The sequence below is a fragment of the Endobacter medicaginis genome (assembly GCF_014192375.1).
Classification (GTDB): domain Bacteria; phylum Pseudomonadota; class Alphaproteobacteria; order Acetobacterales; family Acetobacteraceae; genus Endobacter; species Endobacter medicaginis.
In genome coordinates, this window is sequence record NZ_JACHXV010000002.1 from 21,685 (window position 1) to 44,535 (window position 22,851).

Sequence of the window (22,851 nt, forward strand, 5' to 3'; positions counted from 1 at the left end):
CGGACCCTGGGGCCCGCGGGCGCGTCTATGGACGTTTGTAGAGTGGGTGGTCCGCGACGGGTATCCCGCCGCGGACCGGACCGGCCTGCGATCAGACGATCTTCGCGGCCTTCATGGCAGCGAAGATCTCGGCCTCGGCCTCCTTGCTCAGATCCTTCAGAGGCGAGCGGATGGTGGCATGCTCCAGCACGCCGCGGGCGACCAGGGCCAGCTTGAGGGCAACGGTGCCTTCCATGTGCGAGCCACGATGATAGACCGCCTTGGTGACCGGCAGGAGCTGGTCGTGGATGGCGCGGGCCCTGGCGTAGTCCTTCGCCTTGCCGGCGTTGATCATCGCCATCAGCAGCTCGGGGGCGATGTTGCCGTAGCCGACCAGTGCGCCGTCGACGTCGAACATGGTGTGCAGCAGATACTCGTCATGGCAGGTGAGGATCTGGAGCTCAGGGAACTCACGGCGCAGCACCGGGATCTCGGTGTCCCAGCGACGCATGTTGCGCACGCCGTTCTTGGTCGCGACCACCCCCGGCTGGGCGGCGATCTCGAGCTGGGTCTTGAGGTTGTAGGTGGCCTTGGTGACGTCCGGATACTGGAACAGGATGCATTGCAGGCCGGACGCCTCGTGGATCGCCTTGTAGCGGTCCTGCGGCGCGCCATCCTGATAGCCGAAGCGCAGCCAGCCATGCGACGGGTAGACCAGCGCGCCGATCGCCCCGGCATCGGCGGCGCGGCGTGCCTCGAGGGAGGCGACCTCGGTGCCCTCGCCGGTGATGCCGGCGATCACCGGAACGCGGCCGTCGGCGGCCTCGACCAAGGTCTCGATGAGCTGCACCTGCTCGGCCTGGGTCAGGAAGGTGCCCTCGCCCGCATGGCCGAGACAGACGAGGCTTTTGACGCCCTCTTTCTCGATCAGCCACTTCGCCAGCCTGGCATTGGCGGCCCAGTCGACCTTTCCGTCGCGGGTGAAGGCGGTCACCGGGGCGGGGTTGAGGCCGCGCAGGTCCATGACGCGGTCACGCGAGACCGGTTCGATGGTGGATACGGGCATGTCCATGTGTGTGTTCTCCCAGGGTCTGGCAGTGCGCCGGGTGGGCGCAGGCCATCGTTGTCGATTCACCTTCCCGCGCTGATCCTCATGGACGGGATCGTTTGCGGGAACGTTCCCAGATGACACCCGGGGTCGTGCTTGTGTCAAGCGCGATGTTGCGGCACGCAGGGACGATGAGCGCGATCAGCCGGTCGAGGACACCCAGAGCCACCCTGCACAGCGTCGCCGCTGCAGCGGGGGTGTCGAAATCCACCGTGTCGCGGATCCTCGACGAGAGGCTGCCGCATTCCGACAACGAGACCGCGCAGCGCGTGCGCCGGGTCGCGGCCGAGCTCGGCTATGTGCGCGACGTCTCGGCGGCGGCCCTGCGGCGCGGGCAGACGATGACCGTGGGCGTGATCGTGCCACGGCTGACCGATACGGTGATGGCGGTGTTCTACGAGGCGATGGCCCGCGCCTGCGCGCGCAGCGGCCGTTTCGCGGTGGTCGCCACCACGGATGACGACCCGGGCGCGGAACGGCTGGCGGCCGAGTCGCTGCTGCGTCGGGGCGTCGACGGGCTGGTACTGGCGACGTTCCGGGAAGGCGATCCGCTGATCGACGACTTGCGCGCGCGCGGGGTGGCCTGCGTGCTCGCATTGCGCACCGACGGACATTCGCTGTCGTCGATCGGCGACGACCGCCTCGGCGGCTATCTCGCCACGCGGCATCTGATCGATTTGGGCCATCGCCGCATCGGGCTGATTGCCGGCCCCGGTTTCGCCTCGTCCGCGCGCGGCCGGGCCGAGGGCTACCGGCGGGCCCTGGAGGAAGCCGGCATCACGCCCGACCCCGCCCTGAGCGTGGAGTCGAGCTTCGGCATCGAATCGGGCGGTCAGGCGGCGCTGCGGCTGATGGACCTCCAGGAGCGCCCGACCGCGCTGTTCTCCGTCAACGACAACACCGCGATCGGGGCGATGTCCGCCCTCGCCCGGCTCGGGCTGTCGGTGCCGCACGATGTGTCGGTGGTGGGCTACAACGATATCCCGATCGTCGGATTGCTGCCGACGCCGCTGACCACGGTGCGGGTTCCGTTCGACACCATCGCGGCCTCGGCGCTGGAGCTGCTGGTCGATGGCCCGGAGGCCGGCGCAGGCCGGGTGCGCATCGCGACCCCCAGCCTCATCCCCCGCCGCTCGACGGCGCGACCCCGTTCCTCGCCTCCATAGGCCGCGGCTGCTTGCCTCGCTTCGGGTGGACGCTCCCGGACTTTGCCCCTATGCGTCTGATGCAGGCCTGAGCCAGAGCCTGCACATGACTTGTGGAGCGGCGGAGGAAATATGGACAGTCAGTCGACCGGCTCGGGCGTCGGAGGTGCGACGCATGTGCATCGCGTCGTCGGCCGCTGGGCGCTGCTGTTCACGGGGTTGAGCGCGATCATCGGTTCGGGCTGGCTGTTCGGGGCGATGCGGGCGGCGTCGATCGCCGGGCCGGGGGCGCTCATCGCCTGGGTGATCGGCGCGGTGGTGGTGATGCTGATCGCTCTGATCGGCTCCGAGCTCGGCACGATGATGCCAGAGACGGGCGGGATGGTGCGGTTCGCGCAATACACCCATGGCGGGCTGGTGGGCTTCATCGCCGGCTGGGCGAACTGGATCGCCATCGCCTCGGTGATCTCTGTCGAGGGCGAGGCCTCGATCCAGTACATGAGCTCGTGGCCGTTCGAATGGACGCACAATCTCTATGCCCATGGCGAACTCAGCACGCTTGGGCTGGTGCTGTCGGGGCTGCTGGTGATCGGCTATTTCCTGCTGAACTACTGGGGCGTGAAGCTGTTCGCGCACACCAACTCGGCGATCACGGTGATCAAGCTGATCATTCCGGCGCTGACCGCGATCGCGCTGATCGCGGCCGGGTTCCACGGCGGCAATGTCAGCGGAGCCACGCCGAGCGGCGGCGACGGCTCGGCCGGCGGCTTCCTGCCCTATGGCTGGGCCGGGGTGCTCACGGCGGTGTCGACCTCGGGGATCATGTTCTCGTTCAACGGTTTCCAGTCGCCGCTCAACCTCGCCGGCGAGGCGCGCAATCCCGACCGCTCGATCCCGTTCGCGGTGATCGGCTCGGTGGCGATCGCCACCGTGGTGTATCTGCTGCTGCAGGTCGCCTATCTGGGCGCGGTCGATCCGGCGCGCATCGCGCAGGGCTGGGCGCATGTGGATTTCTCCTCACCCTTCGCGCAGCTCGCGCTGGCCTTCAACCTCAACTGGCTCGCCCTGGCGCTGTATTTCGACGCCTTCCTCTCGCCCTCGGGCACCGGCACCACCTACATGGCCTCGGTCTCGCGAATGGTGGTCGGCATGGCGCGCAACGGCACCGCGCCGGAAGCCCTCGGCCGCATCGACCCGGTCTGGCACGCGCCGCGGGCGGCGCTGTGGTTCAATCTCGGCATTGCGTTCGTGTTCCTGTATTTCTTCCGCGGCTGGGGCACGCTGGCGGCGGCGATCTCGGTCGCGACCGTGTTCTCGTATCTGATGATCCCCGTCGCCGCGATGACGCTGCGCCGCGCAGCCCCCGAGCGACGACGCGCGGTGAGCGCGCCCGCCCTCGGCGTGATCGCGCCGATCGCCTTCATTGCCGCCTCCGAGCTGCTGTTCTGGGCGAAATGGCCGCTGACCGGCCGCATCATCCTGATCCTGGTCATCGGTCTGCCGATCTATGTGTTCTATCGCCGCGATGCGGGCCGCGACGTCTGGACGCGCGACCTGCGCGCCGCCTGGTGGCTGCTGGCCTACATCCCGTTCATCGCCCTGGTCTCGAAGATCGGCAGCCCGCAATTCGGCGGCATCGGCCTGATCCCCTATGGCTGGGACATGGCGCTGGTGGCGGTGGCCGCCCTGGGCTTCATCACCTGGGGCGCGCGCAGCGGCGGCGATCCGCGCCATCTGGCCGAGATGGACAAGCCGATCGACCCGGAAACCATCCCCGAGGAATTGTGAGGAACAGGATGATCATGCACAGGGTTCTGCTGCCGCTGCTGGCGATCGGACTGTCCGGCTGCGTCGGGACCGATCCCGGCCATCTGACGCAGACCGACTGGGTGCTGGTCGAGCTGAACGGACAGGCGGTGCCGAAACTCCCGCATCCGGCGACGCTGCATTTCGAAGACGGCCATGTCAGCGGCTCCAATGGCTGCAACCGGTACCACGGCACCTACGCTTTCGACCCCGCGGCGCGCAGCCTGCATTTCGGCCGCGTCGCGAGCACGATGATGGCCTGCGTGAACGGCATGCAGGTTGAGCGTGGCTTCATGGCCGCCCTGGCCACGACCGATGGCTACACCTTGCGCGCCGACGAGCTCACCCTCGACCGTGCGCAGGTGCCGATGGCCCGGTTCGAGGTCCTGTCCGCGCCCTGATCGGAGCGGAGCGGCCCTGGCGGCCGCGCGCACCGACGCGCAGGAAACGGGCCGAGGCGCCGACGAACACCCCGAACGCGTCGCCGGGCTGGAAAACCGGCAGCTGCCTGCCGGCCCAGACATTCCGGGTCAGAACTTGAACTCGAGCGTCTGCATGTAGAACACGCCGCCCTTCGCACCTGCGCGCTCCATCGCGTCGGAGGCGGCGAAACCGGCGATGTCGTGGGTCCAGGTCAGATGCGGGGCGAAGTTCCACGCCACCTGCGCCTGCGGGATGGTGCCGATGTAGCCGCCGGACAGGCCGTTGCGCCAGGTGTAGATCTTGGAGGTCGCGTAGACCGCATCGTTGGTGCTCTCGCGCCAGAAGAACGGCACGTGCAGGCGCAGCTTGAGGTTGGGCAGCGGCGTCGCCTCGACAAGGGGCCCCGCGCCGACGAGGTTCTGCGAGGTGAGCTGTAGGGTGACATCGTTGTAGTAGGGCAGCGGAAAATACGGCGTGGCGAAGGTGCCGACGGCGCCGTCGGTGCTCTTGTAGGAGCCGCCGGAGAACAGGTCTGCCTGCAGGCCGACCGAAAGCTTCGCCGGCGCGGTGGGCGGCGCCCAGGCCACGAAGCCGTTGATCGCATAGGCGCGTACGTCACGCACGGGGGTGAGGTTGCGCGCCGGACGGAACTCGCCGCCCTGAAAGATGCCGGTCAGGCTGAGGTTGATCGGGCCGGTATTGCCCCACAGGCGGGCGCCGACGGAGTCGCGACGCGTCGAGCCGGCCTGGGTGCCGCCGACGCGCGCGGTCGGGATCGCCGCCGGGGTGCCGTTGAGCAGGTAGCCGAGAAAGAACACGTCGGCGAACATGCGGCTTTTCACACCGAGAAACGAGAACGCCGGCAGCGCGGTGGAGCTGTAGGCGCCATACATGCGGGCGGCGAAATTGGTGCCGTCGGAGAAGATGCCGATCGGCTGCTTGTTGGTCTGCATGAAGTCGAACAGGTCGATGCGCGTGTCGTGCCACAGCGCATAGCCACGGAAGCCGTCCCAGGTCTGCTGCACGTTGGGCAGGTCGCGGGCGGACTGCATCGAGACCGGTGCGTCGAGGAACACCTGCCGGCCGCCGATCGCACCCATCCGCGCGCCGAGCAGATGGCCGCTCACTTCGAGAATGCCCTGCTGGAGGTCGAGCCGCTGGCGCTGGATGCCGGTATTGTAGCCGTAATAGTTCGACCCGCCGGCAACGCCGTTGAGCAGCTCGGCATAGGCGTGCACGTGCTGGCCGAGATGCAGGTCGGCGCCATACTGGCTGCGCAGCAGGACGCGCGAGGCGTCGGTCTTGCCGGCGACGGTGCCCATCAGCGGCTGGTTCTCGAAGATGTAGCGCAGCCGCTCCTCGCCGCTCAGCGTCAGCCACATCCAGCCGTCGCGGGTGAGCGGGATATGCTTGAGGCGGTTGAACCAGTCATTGCGCAGACGTTCGGGCGGGGTGTTGACGATGTCGCTCCAGTTCTCGACCCAGCGCGCCTGGCCGTAGGGGCCCACCATGCCGAAGCCGGAGGCAGCACCCTTGCCGGCGTTGAAGACGCCATAATCGGTGGTGTGTGGCGTGCGTGCCGGAGCGGGCGGCGTTTTCGGCAGCACGGCACGGGTGGCGGCGACCGGCTTCACGCCGAGTTGTTCGATCCCAGGCGCGGGGTCCGCATGAGCGGTCGCCGCACAAGCCGGGATCCACAGGGCGGCCAGCAGCCTCCGTGACGTGCGCAGCAGGTCGGATTTCGCAACATTGCTGTTGCAAGCGATGCTTTTCATCAGGTTACGGTCTTTCGAGGTGACGTGGATACATGTCACCGCCGCCCATGCGGCTGACGGATCGCCATTGATCCATCCGTGGTGGCTCAGCCCTTGCGGGCGACAGTCATCTGCACCGGCCTTGACGCAGATCGGTCATATGACGGTTCCGATACAGGTCTGCACGGTATGAAGTCAAAACGAAAATGCCATCTCGGGCTCAGAAAACTGCGCAACCCGCAGATCAGTTCTCGAAGGCCGTGAGGATCGGGCACGGTCCGGCGGCGCCGCGGTGACATTCGTCGGCCAGGCGCGACAGCGCGTCGCGCGCGGCGGTGAGGATCGCGATCTGCGCATCGAGAGCGGCGATCCGTTCACGGGCGATGGCATGGGCGCGCGCCCGGTCGTCCGTCGCATCGAGCGCAATCAGCCCGGCAATCTCGTCGAGGCTGAATCCGGCCCCCCGGGCACCGCGGATGAAGCGCAGGCGCGCGAGATCGGCCGCGCCATACCGGTGGATCCCCTCCCCGCGTGGACGCTCGAGCAGGGCGCGACGATGATAGTAGCGGACGGTCTCGACCCCGACGCCGCCGGCACGGGCGAGTTCGGAAATGGTCATGGCAGGGACTGTGCTCGACATCATTGACTCCGTACCGCGGTACGGATGCTAGATTGGTGCGTTGTGGCGCAACAGCAAGGAGGGCCGCATCATGGACAGTCTGCCTCTCGATCCGCCCGCGCCGATGGCTGCCGATGGCCGACCCCGTCGCGCGATCCTCTATCGCATGGCGCTGCCGGACCATCTGTGTCCGTCGGGGCAGAAGGCGCGGTTCCTGTTGCGCCGTCGCGGTTACGACATCGAGGACCATCTGCTGCGCACGCGCGAGGAGGTGGATGCGCTCAAGGCGCGCCTGGGCGTCTCGACCACGCCGCAGGTGTTCATCGGGGGAGAGCGCATCGGCGGGTATTCCGACATGCGCCAGCATTTCGGTATCGCGCGCGACCCGAAGGCTACCACCTACCGGCCGGTGATCGCGGTCTTCGTGGTCGCTGCGCTGATGGGGATGGCGACGAGCTGGCAGGCGTTCGGCACGCCGCTGACCGCGACGGCGCTGGCCTGGTTCATCTCGTTCTCGATGTGCATCCTGGCGATCCTGAAATTGCAGAATGTCGAGACATTCTCGACGATGTTCCTCAACTATGACCTGCTCGCCCGGGCCTGGGTGCCGTATGCCTATATCTACCCGTTCGCCGAAGCCGCGGCGGGCGTGCTGATGGCAGCCGGAATCCTGCCCATGGTGTCGATCCCGCTTGCGCTGCTGATCGGCGGCATCGGCGCGGTCTCGGTGTTCAAGGCGGTCTATATCGACCGGCGGCAGCTCAAATGCGCCTGCGTCGGCGGGGGTGCGAACGTGCCGCTCGGCTTCGTGTCGCTGACCGAGAACCTGTTCATGGTCGGCATGGCGCTGTGGATGGCGGCACGGCTGGTCTGGCCGGCGATCCCGGGCTGATGACGCCGGCTCGGCCCGGCGGGCTGATCGCCTTTCCGATCACGCCATCGCAGGACGGGATCGTCGACACCGATGCGCTCTCGCACCTGCTCGAACCGCTGGTCGCAGCCGGGGTGGACGCAGTCGGATTGCTCGGCAGCACCGGTTCGTACCCGTATTTCAGCCGCGCGCAGCGAAGGCGCGCGGTCGCGGCGGCGGCCGAATGTCTCGCCGGCCGGGTGAAGTTGATGGTCGGCGTCGGCGCGACGGCTACAACGGCGGCGGTCGGGATGACGCAGGATGCGCTGGCGGCGGGGGCGGCGTTCGGCCTGCTCGCACCGGTCTCCTATGCGCCGCTGACGGCGCGCGAGGTGGTCGGGCTGTTCGAGGATGTCGCCCGGGTCGGCCTGCCGCTCTGCGTGTATGACAATCCGCGCAACACGCAGTTCGCCGTGACACCGGAGGTGCTGTCGCATCTGGCGAGGATCGATGGCGTGGTGGCGGTCAAGAGCCCCGCGCCACCACAGGATCAGGCGGCGGGCGCGCTCGCGGCGCTGCGCGGCGTGGTGCCGGCGGGGTTCTCGGTCGGGTTCAGCGTCGACTGGCACGCCGCCGCAGCCCTGCGCGCCGGGGGCGATGCCTGGTACAGCGTACTCGCCGGGCTCTACCCGCGTCTCTGTCTCGAACTGACGACTGCGGCGTCTGCGGCCGACGAGACGGCGCTGTCTGCGCTGTCGAAGCGGCTGGAGCCGGTCTGGGCGCTGTTTCGTGCCCATGGCAGCTACCGGGTGATGCATACGCTGGCGGCGAGGCGCGGCATTCCCGGCGCCGCACCGCCGCGTCCGGTGCTGCCGCTGGCCGGCGAGGTGGCGCGGGAGGTGGCCCGCGTGGCCGAGACCCATCTGGAGGGTTGAGGCAGCCTCGCTCCGACGGGAATAGAACCATCCTCGCGACGATCATGAACCATGGCGGCCGCCCGTTTGGGTGGCGCGCGATGGGAGGATGATCGATGACGTACCCACTGCCCCTTGCCGCCCTGTTGATGACGGCGACACTGAGCGGGGCACCGCAGGCGTGGGCAAGCTGCCACAACCGCCCCGGCACGCCCGATCACCTGACCATCGACACGGTGAGTCCGAACGCCATCGGCTGGAGCTGGCGCAACGCCACCGGCAAGAAGATCGAGGAGCCGCTGATGTGGTTCGACATCTACATCCGCGATGGCAACAACCGCCCGATCGGCCGCGACATGACCGGCACCGGGCCGTTCCATGTCAGCTACAACCTGCGCACGAGCCTGAACGAACCCGGCTTCGCGCCGGCGACACGCTACTGCTTCTCGATGCGCGCCCGTACCCAGGGCGGCACGCAGGGCTGTGTGTCGGGCAATGTCTCCAACATCGCCTGCGCCACCACCCCGCCGGCCGGCGCCTCCACGATCCGTCTGACGCCGGCCGCGGCGAGCCCCTCGCCGATCACGATCAGTGCGGCGGGCCAGCCGGGCAATACGATCATCATTTCCGGGCATGGCTTCCTGCCCGGCGCGCCGGTCGGCGTGCGGGTGACCGACAACACGCTGCCGTTCGTGCTGATCACCACGATCGGCGGCCAGCCAATCCGCGCGGATGCGGGCGGCGGGCTGAACGTCACCTTCCACGGGCTGTGCAAGGCGCCCGGGACGCTGTTCTTTTCTGCCGAGGACGGGCGCCACGTGCCATCGAACGTCGATCACACCGGTACGCTGTGGAGCAACACGGTGACCATCACCTGCACCTGAGCCGGCGGCTCACGCCGTGCCGATCAGCCCCGACAGCTCCATCCGCCGGCGCGCGGCCTCGATCCCGTCGGTGACGGCCAGCGCCGCCTCAAGCGCACGGCGGCCGGCCAGCGCGTCGACCACCACCGGCGCGCCGTCGAGGCAGGCGGCGTAGAAAGCGTCGTGTTCGGCAGCGAGCGTGTCGTGGTCCTGCCAGCTCACCACCTCGCGGCGGAAGCCGCCCGTGCCGGGCAGCGGGATGCCGGCGTCGCGGCCGATCATGGTCAGTTCGCGGGCACCGAAATCGGCCGACAGATAGCCCTCTTCCGAGAACAGCCGCATGCGGCGCTCGGTCTTGAGCGAGATCCGGCTGGCGGTGATGGTGGCCACACAGCCATTGGCGAAGCGCACCCGGGCATTGGCGATGTCCTCGTGCGGCGAGGTGACGGCCGCGCCGATCGCATCGACCATCTCGATGGGGGAATCGACGATGGCCAGCACCAGATCGAGATCATGGATCATCAGGTCGAGGATCACCGACACATCGGTGCCGCGCGGCTTGAAGGGCGCGATCCGGGTGGCCTCGATATAGAGCGGCCGGCGCATGCGCGCGCTGATCGCGGCATGCTCGGCCGAATAGCGCAGCAGATGGCCCACCTGGAGCACGCATCCCGACCGCGAGGCGATGTCGGCGAGCGCGTCGGCCTCCTCCAGCGTGGCGGCGATCGGCTTTTCGACCAGCACATGCCGCCCGGCCGACAGGGCGCGGGCGGCAAGCTCGAAATGGGCGGCGGCGGGAGCGGCGACGATGACCGCCTCCGACGCGGCGATCAGCGCGTCGGCATCGAGCACCGGAACCGCACTGCTGCCCAGCCTCGCCGCCTCGGCGGCGACACCGGCCGCGCGGGTCGTGTCGGGGTCGGCGAGGCCGCACAGCGTCGCGCGCGGGCTCGCCGCCACCTTCAGCGTGTGGAAGCGACCGAAATGCCCCGCCCCGATCACGCCGACGCGCAGGGTCCGGCCATCCCCGGCAGGGGTATTGGAAGTGCTGGTCTTGCGGCCGATGCCGAGCATCAGGACGGTCCCCTTCGGGCGGTGAAGTGCGGCATAAACGCATAGGCTCCCGACCAAGTCGCGCCAAGAGCGCCCCCGCCGCCGGGCGGCCATTGCATCGGGCCGGGTTGGGCTGCATGTTCCCGCGCCAATTCGCTCCCCGGACCCATAGCGCACAGATGCCCCGCCGATGATGAGTTTCACGCCGCTGAAGAAGGCCCTGATCTGGGGGACCTGCCTGCTCGGCCTGCTGCTGTGCATTCCGAACTTCGTCCGCCAGCCGACCCCGTCGACGCCGTGGCGGCAGATCCATCTCGGCCTCGACCTGCGCGGCGGGTCGTATCTGCTGCTGCAGGTCGATCTCGCCGCCCTCGAACGCGACCGCCTGGCGACGCTGACCGACAATGTGCGCGCCAGCCTGCTCGCGGCCGGCCTGGGCTATCGCAATCTGACCGCCGATTCGGCGGCGCATGCGGTGACGTTCACGCCGCGCAGCCCGGAGGAAAGCACGCCCGATCTCGCCGCGATCGCAAAGATGCCGCGCGCGGTGCCGGGCGAGTTCGATGCCGCCGCGCGGCCCGACGGGTCGATCGCGGTGACGCTGTCGGGCGAGGCGATGAAGGCGCGCGCGCATGAGGCGCTGAGCCAGTCGGTGGAGATCGTGCGCCGGCGCATCGACGCCACCGGCGCGGTCGATCCGCAGATCAGCGTCTCGGGTCCGGACCGCATCGTCGTCAACCTGCCGGGGATTTCCGATCCGGAGCGGGTGAAGGCGCTGCTCGGCACCACGGCGAAGATGACGTTCAGGCTGCTCGACCCGAATGCAAGCCCCAACGCGCCGCCGCCGCCCGGCGTGACGCTGCTGCCGATGCAGGACAATCCGAACGAGAAGCTGCCGGTGCGCGACCATGTCGATGTCGATGGCGGCGATCTGACCAACGCCCAGGCCGGCCAGGACGGTCAGACCGGGCAATGGGCCGTCAACTTCACCTTCGACAATGCCGGGGCGCGTGAATTCGCCGATGTCACCCGGGCCAATCTGGGCAAGCGCTTCGCCATCGTGCTCGACAACAAGGTGATCTCGGCCCCGGTGATCCAGGGCGTGATCCCGTCCGGCTCGGGGCAGATCACCGGCAGTTTCACCGCGCAGTCGGCAACCGATCTCGCGCTGCTGCTGCGCGCCGGCGCCCTGCCCGCACCGCTGGCCGTGATCGAACAGCGCAGCATCGGCCCCGAGCTGGGGGCGGATTCCATCCGCGCCGGCGCGATCAGCCTGGGCGTCGGGCTGGTGCTGGTGATGGTGTTCATGGTGCTGTTCTACGGGCTGTTCGGCCTGTATGCAGATTTCGCCCTGGTGCTCAACCTGGTGCTGATGCTGGGCATCCTGTCGCTGTTCGAGGCGACGCTGACCCTGCCCGGCATGGCCGGCATGCTGCTGACGCTGGGGATGGCGGTGGATGCCAACATCCTCATCAACGAGCGCATCCGCGAGGAGGTGAAGCGCGGGCGCACCGCGCTGGCGGCGATGCAGGCCGGGTTCGAGCGCGCCACCGGCACGATCATCGACTCGAACGCCACCGCGCTGCTGGCGCATGTGATGCTGTTCGTGTTCGGCTCCGGGCCGGTGAAGGGCTTCGCGCTCACCATCACCATCGGCATCGTCACCACCCTGTTCACCACCCTGTTCGTCTCGAAGATGCTGATGGTCGGCTGGTATGCCGCGAAGCGTCCGAAGACGCTTCCGGTCTGAGGGGCATTTCATGGCCGTCATTCCCGCTTTCCGCCCCGTCCTGCGCTTCGTTCGCGACGACACGCGCATCGGCTTCATGAAGGGCCGCTTCGCCGGGCTCGCGACCTCGGCGGCGCTCTCGATCGCCTCGGTGGTGCTGTTCCTCCATCCCGGTCTGAAGCTGGGGCTGGATTTCTCGGGCGGTGTCACGGTCGAGGCCCGCACCGCCGGGCCGGCCGACACCGCGAAGCTGCGCACCGCACTTGCCGCGGCCGGCGTGCAGGCGGCAGGCATCCAGCGCTTCGGGGCAGCCGACGACGTGCTGATCCGGCTCGACCCGGCCGGCTCGGAAGCCGCCACCCAGGCGCAGCAGGCAAAGGTGAAGTCGGCCATCGAGACCGCCCAGCCCGGCTCGACGATCCTGCGCATCGATGCAGTGGGCCCGTCGGTGTCGGCGGAGCTGTTCCGCAACGGGCTGCTCGCACTGGGCATCAGCCTGCTGATGATCCTCGCCTATATCTGGTTCCGCTTCGAATGGGAGTTCGCGCTCTCGGCGGTGATCACGCTGGTGCTGGACCTGACCAAGACGGTCGGGTTCCTGGTGATCACGCGGTTCGAGTTCGACCTGGTGATGGTCGCCGCGATCCTGACCATCCTGGGCTATTCGACCAACGACAAGGTGGTGGTCTACGACCGGGTGCGCGAGAACCTGCGCAAATACCGCTCGATGCCGCTGCGCGAGCTGATCGACCTGTCGATCAACGAAACGCTGAACCGCACGCTCGGCACCTCCACCACGGTGTTCCTCGCCGCCCTGCCGCTGGCACTGTTCGGCGGCGAGAGCCTGTCGGGCTTTGCCTGGGTGATGCTGTTCGGCATCGTGGTCGGCACGTCGAGCTCGATCTTCATCGCCGCGCCGCTGCTGCTGCTGATGGGCGAAGGCCGGCTCAAGCGCGCCGCCCAGCCGCCGAAGGTGCGCTGAGACCGCGCCGCACCGTTCACGTGCGCGGTGCGGGGGCGGCAGGAAGCGGCGGGTGGCGCAGGAATTCCGGCGGCACGGTCGAGGGCGCCGGCTGGCCATCGATCTCGCGCCGGGTGACGTAATCGATCAAAGCCTCTGCGGGTGCGGGCGACGTGTTGCCCTGAGCCAGAGACAGCAGGGCCGCGCGATCGAGATGGATGACCTGGAGCAGGTCCATGCCGGTGGCCCGCCCGGAGGTCATGAAGGCGAGCGCCATGCCGTGCGCGATGGCGTAGCGGTCGCCCGCCACGGCCGCGGGCGGCGGCGGCGCGGACAGACGGCTGGTCGGCGCGCAGCCCGACAGGCACATCAGACCGCTTAGCAGGGCCAATACGCTGGCAGCTTGCCTGCGCCGGTGCGGGGAGAAGGCTTGGGCGGATCGGCGCATCGGGATGGAGGCTAACGCAAACACCGGGCGGGTGAAATCCCACCTTGCCGGATTGCGGGCCGGATGGCGCAGCCTTCGGCCATCATCCTTGATGCCGATGCGGTGGCGGCCCTCAAACGCGATCGGGCCGGATGGGGCTGCCCCCATCCGGCCCGGCCAATGGTCAGGAACGCCGGGCGCGCTTACGAGGCGCGGCCGGTTGCGAGCAGGTCGCGGATCTCGGTCAGCAGTACGTCGGTCGTGCTCGGCGCGGCGGGAGCGGCGTCCTGACGCACGCGCAGCTTGGTGAGGACGCGCACCAGCACGAAGATCACGAAGCTGACGATGAGGAACTGGATCACCGAGTTGAGGAAGCTGCCGTAGTTGAAGGTGACGGCCCCAGCCTTCTGCGCCTCGGCGAGGCTCGGCATCACCGGACCCTTGAGCGTGACGAACATGTTCGAGAAGTCGATGCCGCCGGTGGCAAGCCCGATGAACGGGCTGATCAGATCCTTCACCAGGCTGTTGACGATCGCGGTGAACGCAGCACCGATGATGATACCGACCGCCAGATCGACCACGTTGCCGCGGGTGATGAACGCCTTGAAGTCGCTGATGAAGCTCGACTTGGGGATTGCAACCATGAAGTCTCTCCGTTGATGGGTCGCGGGATGATGGTGAGTGTTTGTATTGCAGGCCGGCTGTTCTGAAACAGATGGCTCCAGCGAGCGGGTATTCCTGCCCCTGCAAAATCCCTTCTCACAGAAATAGAAAACTTGTCAAAGATGATACGCGGGCGAAGCCATCAGGCAATGGGGGGCGGACGTCGATCACACCTGCCAGGCGAGGATCTCCACCGTCGGGTTCGCGATCGCGTCGCGCGCGGCGATCAGCGCCAGCTCGCCCCGGTCGGTGACGGGGTCGGGACGGGTCGCCTCCAGCACCGACCAGACCGAAGAGGCAGCGCGGCGCAGGGCGGTGGCGGCATCGGCACCAGCGCAGACATGATGCAGGAACAGGGCGGCAATCAGGTCGCCCGCCCCGTTGACCTGTACGTCGAGCCGGCGGGTGCGGAGCCGGGTACGGTGGTCACCGTGCAGCACCAGCAGGTCGAGCGCATCGGCGGGCGTGTCGTCGAGATCGAGACTCGTGACCGCGACGATGCGCGGGCCGGCGGGGCGCATGCGCGCGGCGAGTGCTTCCGCCGCCGCCAGCGCCCGCACCTCGGTCGTGATGTCGGGGGCGCCGGTCAGCCTGCCGAGCTCGAAAAGGTTCGGGGTGAGGATGTCGGCCTGCTTTACCGCCTGATTGGCGAAGAATTCGGCCACGCCGGGACGCACGAAAACGCCGCGCCCGACATCGCCGATCACCGGATCGCAACACCACAGCGCATCCTGGCGCGCATCCCGCACCCGGCGCACCGCGCCCAGGATCGCGTCCCCCGTGGCCGGATCGCCGACATAGCCCGACAACACCGCCCCCACCCCGGCAAGCGCGCCGCGCGCCGCCATGCCGTCCACCAGACCGGCGATGGTGTCGGGCGGCGTGACCATACCGGTCCACGCGCCATAGCCGGTGTGGTTGGAGAACTGCACGGTATGGATGGCCCATACCTCGTGGCCGAGCGACTGCAGCGGAAAGACCGCCGCCGCGTTACCCACATGGCCATAGGCCACCCAGGACTGGATCGAGAGGATATTCATCCCCGACGCCTCGAAATCTGCCTCTGCCCGGCCCACATGGCTTGGCTCCCCCTCAGCAATAGAGAATTGATGGATGTCGAGCCTGTTCAGCCCGATCGTGTTGCGCTCGGTCACTGCGCGCAACCGTATCGCCGTCTCGCCGATGTGCCAGTACAGCGCCGTCGACGGGCTCGGCAATGACTGGCACATACAGAATCTCGGTGCGAAGGCGGCGGGTGGCGCCGGCATCGTCTGCGTCGAGGCCACGCATGTCTCGCCCGACGCGCGCATCACGCCGGGCTGCCTGGGGCTCTGGAACGATGCGCAGACGGCGTTTGCCGCCCGGCTGGCCGGGATCATCACTCAAAGCGGGGCGGTGCCGGCCATCCAGATCGCCCATGCCGGACGCAAGGCGAGCTGTGCGCGACCCTGGGAGGGCGGCGCGCAGCTCGGGCTCGCGGAGGGCGGTTGGCCGACGGTCGGGCCGACCGCGGTGCCGTTCCAGCCGGACGAGCGCGCGCCCGCGGCACTCGACGATGCGGCGATCGAGACCGTCATCGCGCGCTTCGGCGAAGCCGCGGCGCGGGCACGCCGGGCGGGGTTCCAGATCGTGGAGGTGCATGCGGCGCATGGCTATCTGCTGCACGAATTCCTCTCGCCGCTGACCAATACCCGTGACGATTCCTGGGGTGGCGATGCGGAACGACGGGGAACGCTGCTGATGAGGGTCATCGATGCGGTACGCGCCGAGTGGCCGGCCGAGCTTCCGCTGTTCGTACGCGTCTCCGCCTCGGACTGGGCGGAAGGCGGTCTCACGATCGACGACACGGTCGCACTCGCTCGGCGTCTGGCGGCGCGGGGAGATGTCGATCTGATCGACTGCTCGTCCGGCGGGCTGGTGCCGGATGCGAAGATCGCCACCGGGCCGGGCTATCAGGTGCCGTTCGCTGAAGCGGTGCGGCGCGGCAGCGGGCTTGCGACCGGTGCGGTCGGGATGATCGACGACCCGCAGCAGGCGCAGGCCATCATCGATTCGAGCCAGGCAGATCTGGTGCTGCTGGCCCGCGCGCTGCTGGCCGACCCGGCCTGGCCGCTGCGCGCGGCGAAGGCGCTCGGCGCGAAGGTGAACCTGCCGCCGCAATACCTCAGGGCCCACCTGTCGTAGGGATGATGTGAGCGCGGTTGCATTTTCCGGCCGGGCTGCGCTATAGGCCCGCGTCTTACTCAGCGTCCCGGTCGGCATCGGGGCCATGCAGCTCCGAGGATCACGCCATGAAGCCGGGCATCCACCCCGATTACCACGACATCAACATCGTCATGACCGACGGCACCACCTATGTGACGCGCTCCTGCTACGGCAAGGCAGGCGACACGCTGCGCCTCGACATCGACCCGAAATCGCACCCCGCCTGGACCGGCGTGCAGCGCATGCTCGATACGGGTGGCCAGGTGGCGAAGTTCAACAAGCGCTTCGCCGGCATCGGCACCCGCGCCAAGGGCTGAGTTCCAGCCCCTCGCGGCAGGACGAAAAAAGGGCGCCTCCCGGCCGGGAGGCGCCCTTTTTCTGTCTCTCTTGACAGCCCGGCTGCGCCTTCCAATCTTTGCTTCATCGAGGTGCCCGCACGGGGCTTCGAGATCACCACCGGTTCCGGCCGCTCGGCGGAACCACACGATGACCTTGCCTTCGAGGAGGTTTTCTTCATGACCTACGATTTCGCTCCCCTGTTCCGTACCGCGATCGGCTTCGACCGCCTCGCGCGTCTGGTCGACACCGCAGCACAGAATGCCGGCAGCACCGGCTATCCGCCCTACAATATCGAGAAGACCGCCGATGACAGCTATCGCATCTCGATGGCGGTGGCCGGCTTCGCGCCCGAGGATCTCGACATCACCGTGCGCGAGGGCACGCTGATCGTCACCGGCCGCGTGCAGGACGAGGATGGTCGTGGCGAGCTGCTGTATCGCGGCATCGCCGGTCGCGCCTTCGAGCGCCGCTTCGCGCTGGCCGACCATATCGTCGTCGACGGCGCCGATCTGGCCAACGGCCTGCTCAATATCGGCCTGAAGCGGATCGTGCCCGAGGCGCTGAAGCCGCGTCGCATCGAGATCGGCGCGCTTCAGGACAATGCCGCCCGGGCTCCGGTCGCGACCATCGAGGCCGGCAACGAGCGCAGCGCTGCCTGAACGGCGGATTGCCGAATGTAACTGGAGGGGACCGGCCACGGCCGGTCCCCTTTTTTCATGCCCGCTTCGCGCCCGGAGCGCTTGACCCCTGCCCCGCTGCCGCCCCATATGCCGGTCCTACTGGTATCCTTGCCGGATACCGCACGCGACACGGATCTGCCGGCGCGGCCCGGGCCCGGGGTTCGCCGCCCGGTCGTGTCGTGAGATCCCCCGATGAGGGATAAGAGACGATGACCCTGCCCCTGATGCCGAAGGCGACGGCCGTATGGCTGATCGAGAAGACGGCCCTCACCTTCACCCAGATCGCCGAATTCTGCGGCATGCACCCGCTCGAGGTGCAGGCCATCGCCGATGGCGAGGTCGCGCAGGGAATCGTCGGTTATGACCCGGTGGCCAATCACCAGGTGACGGCCGAGGAAATCACCCGCTGCGAGGCCGATCCGGCGGCGCGGCTGAAGATCCTGCCGCAGGCGCATCCGGCCCCCAAGAAGGGCCGCGGCGCGCGCTATACCCCGGTTGCGAAGCGCAACGACCGTCCGGACGCGATCGCCTATGTGTTGCGCAACTTCCCGCAGCTCGGCGAGGCACAGATCGTCAAGCTGCTCGGCACCACCAAGGACACCATCCAGAAGGTGCGCGACCGCCAGCACTGGAACAGTGCGAACATCAAGCCGCGCGACCCGGTGATCCTGGGCCTGTGCAGCCAGACCGACCTCAATGCGATGGTCAATGCCGCCAACGAGCGGCTGATCCGTGACGGCCAGCAGGTGCCGGTCGCCCCGGCCCCGGAAGAAACCGAGACCGTCTGACATGAGAAGGGCCGGGAGCGATGCCCCCGGCCCCCGCTTTGCAGAGCGGCGCCGTCAGTGGTGCTGGAGCCGCTCCATCTCCTCCTTGAGGCGCAGTTTCTGAAGCTTGAGGCTGGCGAGAACGCCGCTGTCGGGAAGCGGTCGGTGATCCTCGTCGCGGATGCGGTCGTCGAGGCTGGCGTGTCGGGATTTGAGCGTGTCGATCCTGGATTGCAGGCTCATGTTCAAGGCTCCTTCCGTCGTCCGGTTGGGCTTCTGACGCTAGACCCGGATCGCGCGCGCGCGCCACACAAATCCGTCACGCCAAAGACTTTGTAATGTCACACCGCGATCCGTCTGGGGCGGGAATGACGGCGGCGGCGGCGCATGCTATGGCGGATTCCATGCTCAACGATCGCGACACGATGCTGCGTCACCTGCACGAGCTGCGCAGCGAGCACCGGGACCTCGACACGGTGATCAGCCGGCTGGTCGATGCGACCGTCGACCAGCTCCAGCTCCAGCGGCTCAAGAAGCGCAAGCTGCTGCTCAAGGACGAGATCGCGCGCATCGAGAGCCGGCTGATCCCGGATTCCATCGCGTGACCGGGCGCGTGAGCGACCACCCCTCGCCGCTGGTCGGCATCATCATGGGCAGCCAGTCGGACTGGGCGACAATGCGCCATGCCGCCGAAACGTTGTCGGCCCTCGATGTCGCCCATGAGGCACGAATCGTGTCGGCGCATCGCACGCCTGATCGTCTCGCCGAATATGCGAAGACCGCCCGCGAGCGCGGATTGCAGGCGATCATCGCCGGAGCGGGAGGCGCGGCGCATCTGCCGGGCATGTGCGCGGCCTGGACGCCGCTGCCGGTGCTTGGCGTGCCGGTGGAGAGCCATGCGCTGCGCGGGCAGGACAGCCTGCTGTCGATCGTGCAGATGCCGGCCGGCATCCCCGTCGGCACGCTGGCGATCGGGCGCGCTGGCGCGGTGAATGCGGCACTGCTGGCGGCGGCGATCCTCGCCCTGCACGATGCAGGCCTCGCCTCACGTCTGGATGCCTGGCGGGCACGGCAGACCGAAGCGGTGGCCGTCGCACCCGTGGAGCCGGCAGAACCCGCATGAACGCCGCACTGCCGCCCGGCGCGGTGATCGGTATCGTCGGTGGTGGCCAGCTCGGGCGGATGTCGGCGATCGCAGCGGCACGGCTGGGCTATCGCGCGCATATCCTGACCCAGGAGCCCGACGGACCGGCCGCCCAGGTTGCCGCCGGCCTCACCATCGGCGGCTATGACGATCCGGCGGCCCTGCGCGCGTTCGCGTCCGAGGTCGACGTGGTGACTTTCGAATTCGAGAACGTCTCCGTCGCGGGGTTGGACCTGCTGGCCTCGCTGCGCCCGGTGCGGCCCTCGGGAGAGATCCTGCGACTCAGCCAGGACCGGCTGGCGGAGAAGGCGTTCCTGACCGGTGCCGGCGTGCCGGTGGCTCCCTATCGCGCGGTCACCAGCGCCGACGAGGCGGAGACGGCGCTGGCCGCGCTCGGCGGGGCGGCGATCCTCAAGACCACCCGGCTCGGCTATGACGGGCGCGGCCAGCGCCGGGTTGGCAGCCCCGACGAGGCGCGCGCCGCGTTCGCAGCCCTCGAACCGAAGCCGCTGGTCGCCGAGGCGGTGGTCGATTTCGCCTGCGAGCTCAGCGTGATGGTGGCGCGCGGAGTCGATGGCAGCCTCGCCGTGTTCGACACGGTGCAGAACATCCATACGCACCATATCCTCGATCTCACCCTCGCCCCCGCCCCGGTCGCGCCCGCCATCGCCGCGTCGGCACAGGCGCTGGCCTGCCGGATCGCCGGGGCGCTGGAGTTGGTCGGTCTGCTGGGGGTGGAGATGTTCCTCGCCGCCGACGGCACGCTGCTGGTCAACGAGATCGCGCCGCGACCGCACAATTCCGGGCATTGGACGATGGATGCATGTCCGGCAAGCCAGTTCGAGATGCATGTCCGAGCAGTGGCCGGCCTGCCCCTGCCGGCGGCGCGGCGACATTCGGATGCGGTGATGAAGAACCTCGTCGGGCCGGAGGCGATGGCGGGCTGGCCCGAGATCATCGCCACCGACGGGCTGATCGCGCATCACTATGGCAAGGCGGAGGCGCGGCCGGGGCGCAAGCTCGGCCATGTCAACGTGCTGTTTCCGCGCGGCGCCCTGCCCGGCCCGGCTGGCATCGCGCACGCGCTCGGGCCATTGGGAGGGTCGACATGAAGGGCTGGGCACGCGCCCTGGCGCTGACCGCACTCACGCTCACCGCGGCCGCGCACGCCGCGACCGTGACGACCACCGCCGGTCCCGTCAGCGGCGGTTCCGAGACCACGGGCAGCACCACGGTCTCTGTCTATCGCGGCATTCCGTATGCGGCGGCGCCGGTGGGAGCGCTGCGCTGGGCGCCGCCAAAGCCGCCCACACCCTGGCAACGACCGCGCGATGCGACGCAGTTCGGCGCGATCTGCCCGCAGGTGCCGTTCGGCGACGCACCGCTCACGCAGCCGCAATCCGAAGACTGCCTGTTCCTCAATGTCTGGACCCCGCCGCATGCACCGGGCGTGACGCTGCCGGTGATGGTGTTCATCCATGGCGGCGCCTTCGTAGGCGGCTTCAGCTCCGACCCGCTCTATGACGGCGCCGCCCTTGCCGCGAAGGGGGTGGTGCTGGTGTCGTTCAACTACCGGCTCGGCGTCCTCGGCTTCCTCGCCCATCCGGAGCTGTCGGCCACGTCGCCCGACCATGTCTCGGGCAATTACGGCATCCTCGACCAGATCGCCGCCCTCGCCTGGGTGCGCGACAATATCGCCGCCTTCGGCGGCGACCCTGCGCGAGTGACGATCTTCGGCGAGTCCGCCGGCGGCAGCGCCGTGGTCGCCCTGCTGGCGAGCCCGATGGCCCGAGGGCTGTTCGCGCGCGCCATCGCGGAGAGCCCGGCGGCGGGCTTCCCGCTGCCGACGCTGAAGGCGGCCGAAGCCACCGGCGCGCGGCTCGGCACGCTGACGGAACTGCGCGCCCTGCCGGCCGACAAGCTGCTGGCGCTGAACCTCAAGGTGCTGCCGCCCGCCCCGCCGATGGCCCCCGCCCCCTATCCCGGTCCGGTGGTCGACGGGTGGATGCTGCCCGTCCAGCCACGCAAGGCGCTCGCCAACCCGGTCCCGGCGATCATCGGCGGCAATCTCGACGAAGGCTCGATGTTCGCAGCCGACTGGAAGTCGCTCGATCGCGCAGCCTATGTCGCACGGCTGCGCACGGTCTTCGGGTCGCTCACGCCGCGCGCACTGCGGATCTACCCGCCGGCCGATCCGGCCACCTCCGGTCGCGATCTGGTCGCCGACGGACTGTTCGGCGACGGCATCCGGAGCACCGCACGCACGCTGGCCGCAGACCGCCAGCCGGTCTGGCGGTATCTGTTCGCGCTGCCCCAGGGCGGGCGCGCACCGATGCATTCCGACGAGCTGCGCTATGTGTTCGGCACGCTCGACCTGCCCGGCTATACCGGCGAGCCGCCACCCGGGCCCGTGGATCGCCGGGTCTCGGCACAGATGATGTCCGCCTGGGTGCGCTTCGCGGCCACCGGCGATCCGAACCGGCGCGGCCTCGGCACCTGGGCGCGCACCGGGCACGGTGCGACGGCGCTGCTGCGCATCGCCGATCACGCGAAGATGCAACAGGACGATCACGGCCGGGCGCTCGACCTGATCGACGCGCTCTACGCGACCCCCTGACACAAGGCACGTCGCAGCCGGCCAGGTGATTCGCCATATTCGCGGCGCACCGCATCGATGAACCCGGCATAGGTGTCGAATCCGGCCGTCTGCGCAATGCTGGCGAGCCCTTGCGCCGGGTCGCGCATCAGGAACACGGCCAGCCGCGCCCGCTCGCGCAGCACGTATTGCCAGATCGAGCAGCCGAGCGCGGCGCGAAACAGCCTCGCGAGATGAAACGGGCTGGTGGCCGACGCATCGGCGATGGCGGCAAGATCGAGCACGTCCGTCAGATGGGCGTGGATGAACTGCAGCGCCCGCGCGACGCGCCCGGCCTCGCCGCGGACCCGCATGCCTGCACGCCGGATCTCAGGGGCAAGCCGGCCAGCCAGTGCGACGAACACCGAATCGCCCACCAGCCGGCCATGCGGCTGCCCGGCCGCTGCATCGGCATGCAGCGCGTGCAGCAGGACGGTGAGTTCGGGCGCATGCAGCTCGGCGCGGGTGCGCAGCAGCCTGGCACCGTCGATGTCGTCGCGGCCGAGAGCAGCGCCGAGCGAGGCGTCGGAGAAATAGAAACAGGCGGATTCGTAAGCACCGTCCCAGCTGGTCAGGCCGCCGGTGCCGGCGGTGATCGCGGTCAGCATGAACGGGGCGTTGCGGCCGAACTCCTGCCTGCCGTCCACCCTCAGCCCGAAGCGCAGTCGCACCGGCTCGAGCGGCAGGGCGAGGTGGTGAAACGGTGCCGCGGGTGCATCGAAGGCGATCGCCCCGATCCGGGAATGCTCCATCGCGCAGAGAGACCACTCGGCCCGTTGCCGGATGC

Annotated in this window: 25 protein-coding genes; 16 read left to right on the forward strand and 9 right to left on the reverse strand. The window is 68.8% G+C overall.

The window, feature by feature from the left end; genetic code table 11:
- Positions 1–91: 91 nt before the first annotated feature.
- Positions 92–1,051 (reverse strand): dihydrodipicolinate synthase family protein, encoded by a 960-nt coding sequence (locus tag FHR90_RS02140; protein ID WP_218061939.1) that lies wholly within the window; start codon positions 1,049–1,051, stop codon positions 92–94.
- A 167-nt stretch (positions 1,052–1,218) separates the two neighbouring features.
- On the opposite strand from FHR90_RS02140, the gene FHR90_RS02145 reads away from it, so the two are divergent.
- The 3 genes from FHR90_RS02145 to FHR90_RS02155 all read left to right on the forward strand — a co-directional run bounded on the left by FHR90_RS02145 (position 1,219) and on the right by FHR90_RS02155 (position 4,439).
- Positions 1,219–2,253: a LacI family DNA-binding transcriptional regulator gene (locus tag FHR90_RS02145; protein WP_176622263.1), complete on the forward strand. Its 1,035-nt coding sequence runs from the start codon at positions 1,219–1,221 to the stop codon at positions 2,251–2,253.
- Between the two features lie 111 nt (positions 2,254–2,364).
- Positions 2,365–4,020 (forward strand): APC family permease, encoded by a 1,656-nt coding sequence (locus FHR90_RS02150; protein WP_176622265.1) that lies wholly within the window; start codon positions 2,365–2,367, stop codon positions 4,018–4,020.
- A gap of 14 nt (positions 4,021–4,034) precedes the next feature.
- Positions 4,035–4,439 carry an META domain-containing protein gene (locus tag FHR90_RS02155; RefSeq protein WP_176622266.1) on the forward strand — a complete coding sequence of 135 codons (405 nt, stop codon included), beginning with the start codon at positions 4,035–4,037 and terminating at the stop codon, positions 4,437–4,439.
- A gap of 129 nt (positions 4,440–4,568) precedes the next feature.
- On the opposite strand, the gene FHR90_RS02160 is transcribed toward FHR90_RS02155, so the two are convergent.
- Positions 4,569–6,236 (reverse strand): alginate export family protein, encoded by a 1,668-nt coding sequence (locus FHR90_RS02160; protein WP_176622267.1) that lies wholly within the window; start codon positions 6,234–6,236, stop codon positions 4,569–4,571.
- Positions 6,237–6,459: 223 nt separating this feature from the next.
- Positions 6,460–6,855 (reverse strand): MerR family transcriptional regulator, encoded by a 396-nt coding sequence (locus FHR90_RS02165; RefSeq protein ID WP_246329985.1) that lies wholly within the window; start codon positions 6,853–6,855, stop codon positions 6,460–6,462.
- 70 nt (positions 6,856–6,925) lie between these two features.
- Here FHR90_RS02165 and FHR90_RS02170 point away from each other — a divergent pair, with 70 nt between their 5' ends.
- The 3 genes from FHR90_RS02170 to FHR90_RS02180 all read left to right on the forward strand — a co-directional run bounded on the left by FHR90_RS02170 (position 6,926) and on the right by FHR90_RS02180 (position 9,482).
- The gene (locus FHR90_RS02170) at positions 6,926–7,726 is read left to right on the forward strand and encodes a MauE/DoxX family redox-associated membrane protein (protein WP_246329986.1); all 801 of its coding nucleotides are present in this window, start codon (positions 6,926–6,928) and stop codon (positions 7,724–7,726) included.
- On the forward strand, positions 7,684–8,619 hold the full coding sequence (locus tag FHR90_RS02175) for a dihydrodipicolinate synthase family protein (protein WP_266152989.1): 936 nt from the start codon (positions 7,684–7,686) through the stop codon (positions 8,617–8,619). The genes FHR90_RS02170 and FHR90_RS02175 overlap by 43 nt, the downstream gene beginning before the upstream one ends.
- Positions 8,620–8,714: 95 nt before the next feature.
- Entirely contained in the window at positions 8,715–9,482 is a 768-nt protein-coding gene (locus FHR90_RS02180; protein ID WP_176622271.1) for a hypothetical protein, read from the forward strand.
- A gap of 9 nt (positions 9,483–9,491) precedes the next feature.
- Here FHR90_RS02180 and FHR90_RS02185 read toward each other — a convergent pair whose 3' ends face one another.
- Complete coding sequence (locus FHR90_RS02185; RefSeq protein WP_183274682.1) at positions 9,492–10,535, reverse strand: Gfo/Idh/MocA family protein; 1,044 nt, start codon at positions 10,533–10,535, stop codon at positions 9,492–9,494.
- Positions 10,536–10,704: 169 nt separating this feature from the next.
- Between FHR90_RS02185 and secD the strand changes: the two genes are divergently transcribed.
- Both secD and secF read left to right on the forward strand, forming a co-directional pair.
- Positions 10,705–12,264, forward strand: coding sequence for a protein translocase subunit SecD (secD, locus tag FHR90_RS02190; protein ID WP_183274683.1), 1,560 nt, complete (start codon positions 10,705–10,707; stop codon positions 12,262–12,264).
- Positions 12,265–12,274: 10 nt separating this feature from the next.
- Positions 12,275–13,225: a protein translocase subunit SecF gene (gene secF / locus FHR90_RS02195; protein ID WP_246329987.1), complete on the forward strand. Its 951-nt coding sequence runs from the start codon at positions 12,275–12,277 to the stop codon at positions 13,223–13,225.
- Positions 13,226–13,241: 16 nt separating this feature from the next.
- Here secF and FHR90_RS02200 read toward each other — a convergent pair whose 3' ends face one another.
- The 3 genes from FHR90_RS02200 to pdxY all read right to left on the reverse strand — a co-directional run bounded on the left by FHR90_RS02200 (position 13,242) and on the right by pdxY (position 15,334).
- A complete protein-coding gene (locus tag FHR90_RS02200; protein ID WP_183274684.1) occupies positions 13,242–13,799 on the reverse strand; it encodes a hypothetical protein in 558 nt (185 codons plus the stop codon).
- 35 nt (positions 13,800–13,834) lie between these two features.
- Entirely contained in the window at positions 13,835–14,275 is a 441-nt protein-coding gene (mscL, locus tag FHR90_RS02205) for a large conductance mechanosensitive channel protein MscL (protein ID WP_176624611.1), read from the reverse strand.
- A 186-nt stretch (positions 14,276–14,461) separates the two neighbouring features.
- Positions 14,462–15,334, reverse strand: coding sequence for a pyridoxal kinase PdxY (gene pdxY, locus FHR90_RS02210; RefSeq protein WP_176624613.1), 873 nt, complete (start codon positions 15,332–15,334; stop codon positions 14,462–14,464).
- Between the two features lie 73 nt (positions 15,335–15,407).
- On the opposite strand from pdxY, the gene FHR90_RS02215 reads away from it, so the two are divergent.
- From FHR90_RS02215 to FHR90_RS02230, 4 genes are all read left to right on the forward strand, one after another.
- Positions 15,408–16,478 carry an NADH:flavin oxidoreductase/NADH oxidase gene (locus FHR90_RS02215; protein ID WP_183274685.1) on the forward strand — a complete coding sequence of 357 codons (1,071 nt, stop codon included), beginning with the start codon at positions 15,408–15,410 and terminating at the stop codon, positions 16,476–16,478.
- 107 nt (positions 16,479–16,585) lie between these two features.
- A complete protein-coding gene (gene rpmE, locus FHR90_RS02220; RefSeq protein WP_176624985.1) occupies positions 16,586–16,816 on the forward strand; it encodes a 50S ribosomal protein L31 in 231 nt (76 codons plus the stop codon).
- A gap of 198 nt (positions 16,817–17,014) precedes the next feature.
- Positions 17,015–17,497 (forward strand): Hsp20 family protein, encoded by a 483-nt coding sequence (locus FHR90_RS02225; protein ID WP_176624991.1) that lies wholly within the window; start codon positions 17,015–17,017, stop codon positions 17,495–17,497.
- A gap of 230 nt (positions 17,498–17,727) precedes the next feature.
- Positions 17,728–18,306 carry a DUF1013 domain-containing protein gene (locus tag FHR90_RS02230; RefSeq protein ID WP_176624983.1) on the forward strand — a complete coding sequence of 193 codons (579 nt, stop codon included), beginning with the start codon at positions 17,728–17,730 and terminating at the stop codon, positions 18,304–18,306.
- Positions 18,307–18,360: 54 nt separating this feature from the next.
- Here FHR90_RS02230 and FHR90_RS02235 read toward each other — a convergent pair whose 3' ends face one another.
- Positions 18,361–18,528 carry a YdcH family protein gene (locus tag FHR90_RS02235; protein WP_176624981.1) on the reverse strand — a complete coding sequence of 56 codons (168 nt, stop codon included), beginning with the start codon at positions 18,526–18,528 and terminating at the stop codon, positions 18,361–18,363.
- A 161-nt stretch (positions 18,529–18,689) separates the two neighbouring features.
- Between FHR90_RS02235 and FHR90_RS02240 the strand changes: the two genes are divergently transcribed.
- The 4 genes from FHR90_RS02240 to FHR90_RS02255 are packed head-to-tail and all read left to right on the forward strand — an operon-like array spanning position 18,690 to position 22,046.
- Positions 18,690–18,890 (forward strand): DUF465 domain-containing protein, encoded by a 201-nt coding sequence (locus FHR90_RS02240; RefSeq protein ID WP_176624989.1) that lies wholly within the window; start codon positions 18,690–18,692, stop codon positions 18,888–18,890.
- A 44-nt stretch (positions 18,891–18,934) separates the two neighbouring features.
- Positions 18,935–19,408: a 5-(carboxyamino)imidazole ribonucleotide mutase gene (purE, locus tag FHR90_RS02245; protein WP_176624987.1), complete on the forward strand. Its 474-nt coding sequence runs from the start codon at positions 18,935–18,937 to the stop codon at positions 19,406–19,408.
- A complete protein-coding gene (locus FHR90_RS02250) occupies positions 19,405–20,541 on the forward strand; it encodes a 5-(carboxyamino)imidazole ribonucleotide synthase (protein ID WP_183274686.1) in 1,137 nt (378 codons plus the stop codon). Before purE ends, FHR90_RS02250 begins: the two co-directional genes overlap by 4 nt.
- A complete protein-coding gene (locus FHR90_RS02255) occupies positions 20,538–22,046 on the forward strand; it encodes a carboxylesterase/lipase family protein (RefSeq protein WP_183274687.1) in 1,509 nt (502 codons plus the stop codon). Before FHR90_RS02250 ends, FHR90_RS02255 begins: the two co-directional genes overlap by 4 nt.
- Here FHR90_RS02255 and FHR90_RS02260 read toward each other — a convergent pair.
- Complete coding sequence (locus tag FHR90_RS02260; protein ID WP_176625963.1) at positions 22,031–22,816, reverse strand: helix-turn-helix transcriptional regulator; 786 nt, start codon at positions 22,814–22,816, stop codon at positions 22,031–22,033. The two genes, FHR90_RS02255 and FHR90_RS02260, sit on opposite strands and share 16 nt — an antisense overlap.
- Between the last annotated feature and the right edge of the window lie 35 nt (positions 22,817–22,851).

Bases quoted from the DNA above. Each gene is read 5' to 3' on its own strand.
- FHR90_RS02140 (WP_218061939.1), bottom strand. From the start codon at position 1,051: ATGGACATGCCCGTATCCACCATCGAACCGGTCTCGCGTGACCGCGTC.
- FHR90_RS02145 (WP_176622263.1), top strand. From the start codon at position 1,219: ATGAGCGCGATCAGCCGGTCGAGGACACCCAGAGCCACCCTGCACAGC.
- FHR90_RS02150 (WP_176622265.1), top strand. From the start codon at position 2,365: ATGGACAGTCAGTCGACCGGCTCGGGCGTCGGAGGTGCGACGCATGTG.
- FHR90_RS02155 (WP_176622266.1), top strand. From the start codon at position 4,035: ATGCACAGGGTTCTGCTGCCGCTGCTGGCGATCGGACTGTCCGGCTGC.
- FHR90_RS02160 (WP_176622267.1), bottom strand. From the start codon at position 6,236: ATGAAAAGCATCGCTTGCAACAGCAATGTTGCGAAATCCGACCTGCTG.
- FHR90_RS02165 (WP_246329985.1), bottom strand. From the start codon at position 6,855: ATGTCGAGCACAGTCCCTGCCATGACCATTTCCGAACTCGCCCGTGCC.
- FHR90_RS02170 (WP_246329986.1), top strand. From the start codon at position 6,926: ATGGACAGTCTGCCTCTCGATCCGCCCGCGCCGATGGCTGCCGATGGC.
- FHR90_RS02180 (WP_176622271.1), top strand. From the start codon at position 8,715: ATGACGTACCCACTGCCCCTTGCCGCCCTGTTGATGACGGCGACACTG.
- FHR90_RS02185 (WP_183274682.1), bottom strand. From the start codon at position 10,535: ATGCTCGGCATCGGCCGCAAGACCAGCACTTCCAATACCCCTGCCGGG.
- secD (WP_183274683.1), top strand. From the start codon at position 10,705: ATGATGAGTTTCACGCCGCTGAAGAAGGCCCTGATCTGGGGGACCTGC.
- secF (WP_246329987.1), top strand. From the start codon at position 12,275: ATGGCCGTCATTCCCGCTTTCCGCCCCGTCCTGCGCTTCGTTCGCGAC.
- FHR90_RS02200 (WP_183274684.1), bottom strand. From the start codon at position 13,799: ATGGGGGCAGCCCCATCCGGCCCGATCGCGTTTGAGGGCCGCCACCGC.
- mscL (WP_176624611.1), bottom strand. From the start codon at position 14,275: ATGGTTGCAATCCCCAAGTCGAGCTTCATCAGCGACTTCAAGGCGTTC.
- pdxY (WP_176624613.1), bottom strand. From the start codon at position 15,334: ATGAATATCCTCTCGATCCAGTCCTGGGTGGCCTATGGCCATGTGGGT.
- FHR90_RS02215 (WP_183274685.1), top strand. From the start codon at position 15,408: ATGTCGAGCCTGTTCAGCCCGATCGTGTTGCGCTCGGTCACTGCGCGC.
- rpmE (WP_176624985.1), top strand. From the start codon at position 16,586: ATGAAGCCGGGCATCCACCCCGATTACCACGACATCAACATCGTCATG.
- FHR90_RS02225 (WP_176624991.1), top strand. From the start codon at position 17,015: ATGACCTACGATTTCGCTCCCCTGTTCCGTACCGCGATCGGCTTCGAC.
- FHR90_RS02230 (WP_176624983.1), top strand. From the start codon at position 17,728: ATGACCCTGCCCCTGATGCCGAAGGCGACGGCCGTATGGCTGATCGAG.
- FHR90_RS02235 (WP_176624981.1), bottom strand. From the start codon at position 18,528: ATGAGCCTGCAATCCAGGATCGACACGCTCAAATCCCGACACGCCAGC.
- FHR90_RS02240 (WP_176624989.1), top strand. From the start codon at position 18,690: ATGCTCAACGATCGCGACACGATGCTGCGTCACCTGCACGAGCTGCGC.
- purE (WP_176624987.1), top strand. From the start codon at position 18,935: ATGGGCAGCCAGTCGGACTGGGCGACAATGCGCCATGCCGCCGAAACG.
- FHR90_RS02250 (WP_183274686.1), top strand. From the start codon at position 19,405: ATGAACGCCGCACTGCCGCCCGGCGCGGTGATCGGTATCGTCGGTGGT.
- FHR90_RS02255 (WP_183274687.1), top strand. From the start codon at position 20,538: ATGAAGGGCTGGGCACGCGCCCTGGCGCTGACCGCACTCACGCTCACC.
- FHR90_RS02260 (WP_176625963.1), bottom strand. From the start codon at position 22,816: ATGGAGCATTCCCGGATCGGGGCGATCGCCTTCGATGCACCCGCGGCA.